The organism is Ruegeria sp. CH8 (genome assembly GCF_056536985.1).
Window position 1 is genome coordinate 233,754 of record NZ_JBQFQR010000008.1, and the last position, 6,365, is coordinate 240,118.

Here is a 6,365-nt window from a genome sequence, read left to right on the forward strand (position 1 = left end):
CTAATTTTCCGAATGGAAGTCTGGATGCAGATCATTCACTTTTTGAATAACCATTACACAATTTGGCCAGCTACCACCGTTTTCCCAACTGACCGATATTGCCAACAGGCGGCACAAATGACCTCACGGCCGGCCGCAGAACACAACCAACGAAGTGGAAAACGTTATGACCCTCCAAGACCAACTCGACGGTTTCAAAGCCCAATTCAAAACCATGGCCCCGGAAGGCGCTTTTGAAGCCTTTGCCAAATCGACCCAAGAGCTGATCGACAGCGGCCAGGCCGAACGCGCTCCGAAAGCCGGCGACACTGTGCCTGATTTCGTGCTGACTGACTCGGACCGCAACGAAATCTCCCTGAAAGAGCTGCTTGCCAAAGGCCCGGTCGTAATGACCTTCTATCGTGGTATCTGGTGCCCGTATTGCAACATCGAACTGAAAGCGCTTGAAGAAGTTGCAGCGGACATTCGTGCGCGCGGTGCGACGCTGGTTGCAATTTCCATGCAAGGGGCGGCTGACAGCCGGAAGTCCCAGAAAGACAACGCACTGAGCTTTCCGATTTTGACAGACAAGAACGGCGAGTTGGCCGCAAAACTTGGTATCCGTTGGACACTGCAAGATTACGTCATCCCAGTTCACGACGGCTTTGGTGTCCATCTGCCGCGCATCCACGGCGATGGTCAGTGGAACCTTCCTATGCCTGCACGTTATGTCGTCGATACCGATGGCAACATTGCCTATGCGGAAGTGAACCCCGACTACACCCACCGTCCTGAACCTGCGGACCTGTTTCCTGTACTCGACAGTCTGGCAGCAACAACCACCGCCTAAATTGGTCGCGCGTCTCGCGTAATGAGCCGCGTGCCACTCAACCTCATCGAGTTTCCCGCGCAAGTACTGGCCAATGAGCCACCGCAGGCAACTCGACCGGACCTCGAAAGGACTAAGAAAATGAAGGGTAAACTAATTCTCCCCTATATCATGTCGAACATGCTGTCAGGGGTCTGCTCGACCGTCATGTTCTACCTGTCAGGCTTCGATCCAATCTGGATCGGGACATTCTTTGCGACGTTCACTATGCCGTTCTTCCTGATGGTGCTGGTTGGCGCGTTGGGTATTTCCGGGACCTCTAAGAACCTGCCTGTCATCCAACTCATCAACCTGGCCGCGGTGGCGTGGGTGGTCTACCAAGTCAGTGCGCGCGGCGGCTTCACTGCCACCAGCGAATACGTGGCCGTGGGCCTGGCGCTGTACGGTGCCATCACCATGCAATGGTACATCCACATCTTTTCGAACTATGGCCGCAAGCCAAGCGCCGCCATCGTTAAAGGTGAAGCGCTGCCCGAACTGCCGCTGCAACGTCTGGATGAAACCAACACAACATCCGCGACCTTCGCGGGTGAAAAGACGCTGCTGGTGTTCTTCCGAGCCAACTGGTGCCCGTTCTGCATGAACCAGCTCAAAGAGGTGAAAGCAAAGGCTGATCAACTGGCGAAGGCAGGTGTGAAGGTTAAATTCATCTCAAACCAGGGTGTCAATAATTCTACGAAGCTCGCCAAGGACTTGGACCTGCCTGCGCATTTCGAGGTTTTCCAGGACAACGATCTGGCCGCAGCCCAGATCCTGGGTATCGAGGACTTAGGTGGCGCTCCTCCCGGTATGCCGGGCTACCCCATCGATACTGTCAAAGCGACTGTCATTGCACTTGATGAAGACGGCAATGTGATCTTCGGTGATGAGACGGACAACTACCGCATTCGCCCTCATCCCGATACTTTCCTACATGTCTTCGAACCGCGAGGCAGCTTTCGGGCCTTTTCAGCAGCGTAATTGTCACAATCTGTCGAAACCAAGTAACGCGCTCTCTTGCGTTACTTCAATCGTCCTCGACGACCCGAAGCAACGGTCCCTATTGGCAGACGTTCCCCCAACTTGCAGCATCGGTCAAAGAGGGTTTAATACTGACATCGGCGCGTTTGAGGCGTCTCTTCGACTGCCCACGTCGCCCAGTTGTGGACGGCCCTTAGCTGTCATTGGCCTATGCATAACACCGCTGCATTGCAGCCAGTAAATCTGGACCTTCGTGGTATCCGCGCGATTCAGGAAAAGCTGAATGGAAAATCTACGAGACAACCCGTCACTCAAGCCGCTGTCGGCAGTAACTTTTTGAGCAATCAGGTTGTGCCCTATCCCGTTTCGAAATCCTGAAGAAGTGTGGGGATCAGTTTCTCAGCCAGCGATGCGACCGCGTCGACGCGCGCGATGCGCCGCGTTCCCGGGCGATAGGTCAAAAAAACCGAATATGGTCGCGACACGTGGTTGGGAAGACATCTGACCAGCCGACCATCGGCCAGGGCGTTCTTCAGCATAAACTCTGGCAGAAAAGCATAGCCTTGTCCGGTCACAGCCAGGTCGAACAACACCGGGAAGCTTTGGGTTGCGAAGGGCCCGCTGACCTGTACCGGAGAAACACCCTTCGGCGAGAAAAATGTCCAGGTGGTTTTTGCAACATCACTGCGGAATGTCAGGCAGGGTTTGTCGCTAAGGTCGGTCGGCGTGCTTACCGGGGAGCGTGCCGCGAGCTCCGGTGCAGCAACCAACCAGCATGAAAAGCTGCCTAGTTCCTTTGCAACCAGGCGGTCGTCTTCGAACGTGCCTATTCGAAAGGCCAGATCCGTGCTCGGGTCTTGCATATCTTCAAAGTCATAAGCCGGACGCATGACCAAAGTAAGATCGGGAAACCTGTCTCGCAAAGCCGGAAGCAGCGTCGAGGCGATGAGCGACCCGAATTCAGCGGTAGCAGCGATATTGACCTGTCCCGAAACATCCCCGGTTTCTTCGCGCGCAATGTCATCGAGAAGATCAATGTCGGCCAGAATGGATTGAATGCGCTGATGCAGCCGGATGCCTGTAGGGGTCAGCTTGACTGACCTGCCACTGCGTTCGACCAGTTTGACACCAAAATGCTCTTCGAGCCGCGAGATGTGTCGGCTAACCCCGGACTTCGCCATGTTCAGATGGTCGGCTGCAACACTGATACCCCCCAGACGCGCGACGGTATGAAAGCTGATAAGGGCGGGCATGCCAACCGTTCTAATATTCGCAACCATTGGTTCATATTGATACGTCTGTTGCTTCTCATTGGCAATACTTAACTTCGGTTCATCAGATGGTCCCAGACCGGGATCGCATGCAGGAGAAAGCAAATGAAAATTCTCGTCACAGGGGCCAGCAGCGGGTTTGGTAATCTGATCGTGGCTGACTTGATCAAGGCCGGGCATCGCGTCGCCGGAACAGTCCGCGATCCGGAAGGACGCAACCAAGATGCAGCACAGGCGTTGCGTGAGATCGGCGTCGAAGTGGTCGATATCGACGTAACCGACGACGCGTCGGTAGAAGCAGGTGTTGCCGCGGTTGAGGCTGCCTTTGGCCATGTCGACGTTCTGGTCAACAATGCGGGTGCCGGTGCACATGGCCTGCAGGAAAACTTCTCTGGGGAAGACTTTCAACGCATCTTCGACGTCAACGTCTTTGGGGTTCAACGCATGACGCGCGCTGTTCTGCCTAAGATGAGAGAGCGGCGATCCGGGCTGATCTTGAATGTCACCAGCCTTCTTGGCCGTGTCACCGTTCCCTTCCTTGGGCCGTATAATGCAGCAAAATGGGCGGTTGAGGCCCTAAGCGAGAATTATCGCTGGGAGTTGAGCCAGTTCGGTGTCGATGTGGCCGTGATCGAGCCGGGTGGTTTCCCGACGAATTTCTTCGCCAACCTTATTGCTCCGGCGTCGCGCGACCGTGACGCAAGCTATGGCGAGTTCGCTGGTGCACCTGAGGCCATGCTTCAAGGCATGGGAGACTCCCTCGCTAACAATCCCTTGCAGGTGCCGCAAATTGTGGCGGACGCGGTACTGGAGGTCATCCATACGCCTGCAGGCGAACGCAAATTCCGCAACGAAGTGGACAAAAGCGGCATGGCCGAGCCCGTTATCCCGATGAACGAGCAGGCGGAGGCGGCCACCAAGGCGCTCTTTACTGCCTATGGGATGGACGGCATGATGACGTTAAACACCACCGCCGCTGACGCAGCCTGACACGCGCGGCAGGCCCGGGTAAACGTCCGGGCTTGCCGCCTGAATTTCTCAATAGAAAAGGTGCACCGAATGACCCATCCCGCATTCCATTCCGACTCTGTTGCAGTCATCACAGGTGGGGCGTCCGGCATCGGTCTCGCCGCCGCATTGAAATTCGCTCAGATGGGCATGCGAGTGGTTGTCGTTGATCGTGATGCAGCGAAGCTGTCCACCGCCGCAGACATGATCAGGGCCGCCGGTGCCGCTGATGTGATGACCGCCGAGGTCGACGTCAGCGATCGCGCGCAAGTGGAAGCGCTTGAAAAGCAGGTAGCAGACCGTTTTGGCGGCACGGATATCTTGATGAACAATGCCGGTGTGGGCGGCACGTCCTCCACATTGGACACTGCGGAACCATGGGAGAAAATGCTGGGCGTCAATCTGTGGGGGCCGATCCACGGCACGCAGGTCTTTGCCCCAAATATGATCGCCAGAGGCAGGCCGGGCGCAATCATAAACACCGGCTCAAAACAGGGTATTACCACCCCGCCCGGAAACCCGGCCTACAATGTTTCAAAAGCAGCTTTGAAGGCCTTTACTGAGGCGTTGTCCCACGAGTTGAGAACCGATCCGGTACACAAAATCACCGCCCATCTGCTGGTTCCCGGCTTTGTCTACACCGGCATGATCTCTGCACCGGAAAAACCCCCCTCTGCCTGGACCGCTGAGCAAACTGTTGATTTCTTCATTGACAGTGTGAACCGGGGTGACTTTTACATCCTGTGCCCGGACAACGACGTGACGCGGGATATCGACGAAAAGCGCATCGCATGGAACTTGGCGGACGTGATCGAAAACCGCCCCGCGCTTAGCCGCTGGCATCCGGACTACAAGGACGCTTTTGACTCCTTCATGGATGGCGAGGGCTGACTGCAGTTAGCCGACACTCCAATGGCAAAATTGCATGTTGTGATCAACAAAGACTCGAGCGGCCCTTAGCTGGCCTTTGGCCCGGCCACCTGATACGGTTGTGCGGCCCGTCAGAGAAGATATTCGCCGCGAGCGCTATATCCAATTCAACCCGAACTCGTAATTGCGGGACTTTTGCCTGCCGTCGTATTGAGAACAGACACACATTTGGCGACATCTCTAAATGAAACTATGACCTCTGCTGAACCCATACCTCAATCTCCGGATCGAACCCTTGTCGGCGTTGCGTTTATGCTGGGGTTTTGCCTAACCGCTCCTTTGCTGGATGTGTCTGCGAAACTCGCATCGACCAGTGTGCCGGTTGGGCAGATTACGGCTGCGCGGTTTGTAGTGCAATGCGCGTTGATGGCGCCTTTCATCTGGATAATGGGACTGTCGTTGCGCGTGGCGAAAGGTCAGGTGATGGTGCTGGTTTTCCGCTCATTGCTGCTGGTGTTCGCAACATTTTGCTTCATTGCCGCGATCCGGGTGATGCCCCTTGCCGATGCGCTGGCAATCGTGTTCGTGGCCCCGTTCATCGTCTTGTTGGTCGGCAAGTTCTATATTGGTGAAGATGTCGGCCCGCGTCGCGTCGGCGCGGCGCTTGTGGGGTTTGTCGGGGTGTTGTTCGTCATCCAGCCCAGTTTCGCAGCATTCGGCGCGATTGCAATTATTCCGCTTGGCACGGCAGTTGCCTTCGCTTTCTACATTCTTTTGACCCGGGGGTTGTCGCGTCGGGTTCACCCTGTGACCCTGCAATTCCACACCGGCCTGATCGCCAGCTTGTTTTGCATTCCAGCTCTATTTGTTGCGCAAGGTTCCGGCTCTGATTTGTTTGATCCCGTTTGGCCGACAGACATCGCGTTGTTGTGGCTTTGGGGCGCTGGCTTTTTCGCGACGGTGAGCCACATGATGATGACCTATGCGCTGTCTTTTGCGCCTTCCGTCACGCTGGCACCGCTGCAGTATTTTGAGCTGCCGGTCGCAACCTTGTTCGGCTATCTTGTCTTCAACGACTTCCCGAACAAGCTTAGCCTGCTTGGCATTGCCATCATTATCAGTGCGGGGCTGTATATGATACATCGCGAAAGGGTGGCGGCCAGACAGTTGGTCGCAGTGCGTGCCGTACCTCCAATCTAAGGCTACACGCCCGACCCCAAGCGGAACTTGGTTGTCCGCACGAATGCTGCAGTGCGGCTTCCGCTTAGCAGACTTTCATGAGTTCTAAGTAAACACACTGTCTAGCCCCCTTGTTCTGGGCCATCTCGGACTAGAGTTTCGGGGACTGGTGGGCGCATGTTGAGGGCCTGATGCGGTCGGGTGTGGTT

6 protein-coding genes are annotated in these 6,365 nt (G+C 55.9%); 5 read left to right on the forward strand and 1 reads right to left on the reverse strand.

Annotation, left to right across the window (positions count from 1 at the left end):
- Positions 1-166: 166 nt before the first annotated feature.
- Positions 167-829: a peroxiredoxin-like family protein gene (locus tag ACR0ER_RS11785; protein WP_480769083.1), complete on the forward strand. Its 663-nt coding sequence runs from the start codon at positions 167-169 to the stop codon at positions 827-829.
- A gap of 21 nt (positions 830-850) precedes the next feature.
- Positions 851-1,828: a peroxiredoxin family protein gene (locus tag ACR0ER_RS11790; protein ID WP_480769084.1), complete on the forward strand. Its 978-nt coding sequence runs from the start codon at positions 851-853 to the stop codon at positions 1,826-1,828.
- A 356-nt stretch (positions 1,829-2,184) separates the two neighbouring features.
- On the opposite strand, the gene ACR0ER_RS11795 is transcribed toward ACR0ER_RS11790, so the two are convergent.
- The gene (locus ACR0ER_RS11795) at positions 2,185-3,081 is read right to left on the reverse strand and encodes a LysR family transcriptional regulator (RefSeq protein WP_480769085.1); all 897 of its coding nucleotides are present in this window, start codon (positions 3,079-3,081) and stop codon (positions 2,185-2,187) included.
- 123 nt (positions 3,082-3,204) lie between these two features.
- Between ACR0ER_RS11795 and ACR0ER_RS11800 the strand changes: the two genes are divergently transcribed.
- The 3 genes from ACR0ER_RS11800 to ACR0ER_RS11810 all read left to right on the forward strand — a co-directional run bounded on the left by ACR0ER_RS11800 (position 3,205) and on the right by ACR0ER_RS11810 (position 6,177).
- On the forward strand, positions 3,205-4,089 hold the full coding sequence (locus ACR0ER_RS11800; RefSeq protein ID WP_480769086.1) for an SDR family oxidoreductase: 885 nt from the start codon (positions 3,205-3,207) through the stop codon (positions 4,087-4,089).
- A 69-nt stretch (positions 4,090-4,158) separates the two neighbouring features.
- Positions 4,159-4,998, forward strand: coding sequence for an SDR family NAD(P)-dependent oxidoreductase (locus tag ACR0ER_RS11805; protein WP_480769087.1), 840 nt, complete (start codon positions 4,159-4,161; stop codon positions 4,996-4,998).
- Between the two features lie 231 nt (positions 4,999-5,229).
- The gene (locus tag ACR0ER_RS11810) at positions 5,230-6,177 is read left to right on the forward strand and encodes a DMT family transporter (protein ID WP_480769088.1); all 948 of its coding nucleotides are present in this window, start codon (positions 5,230-5,232) and stop codon (positions 6,175-6,177) included.
- Positions 6,178-6,365 lie beyond the last annotated feature (188 nt).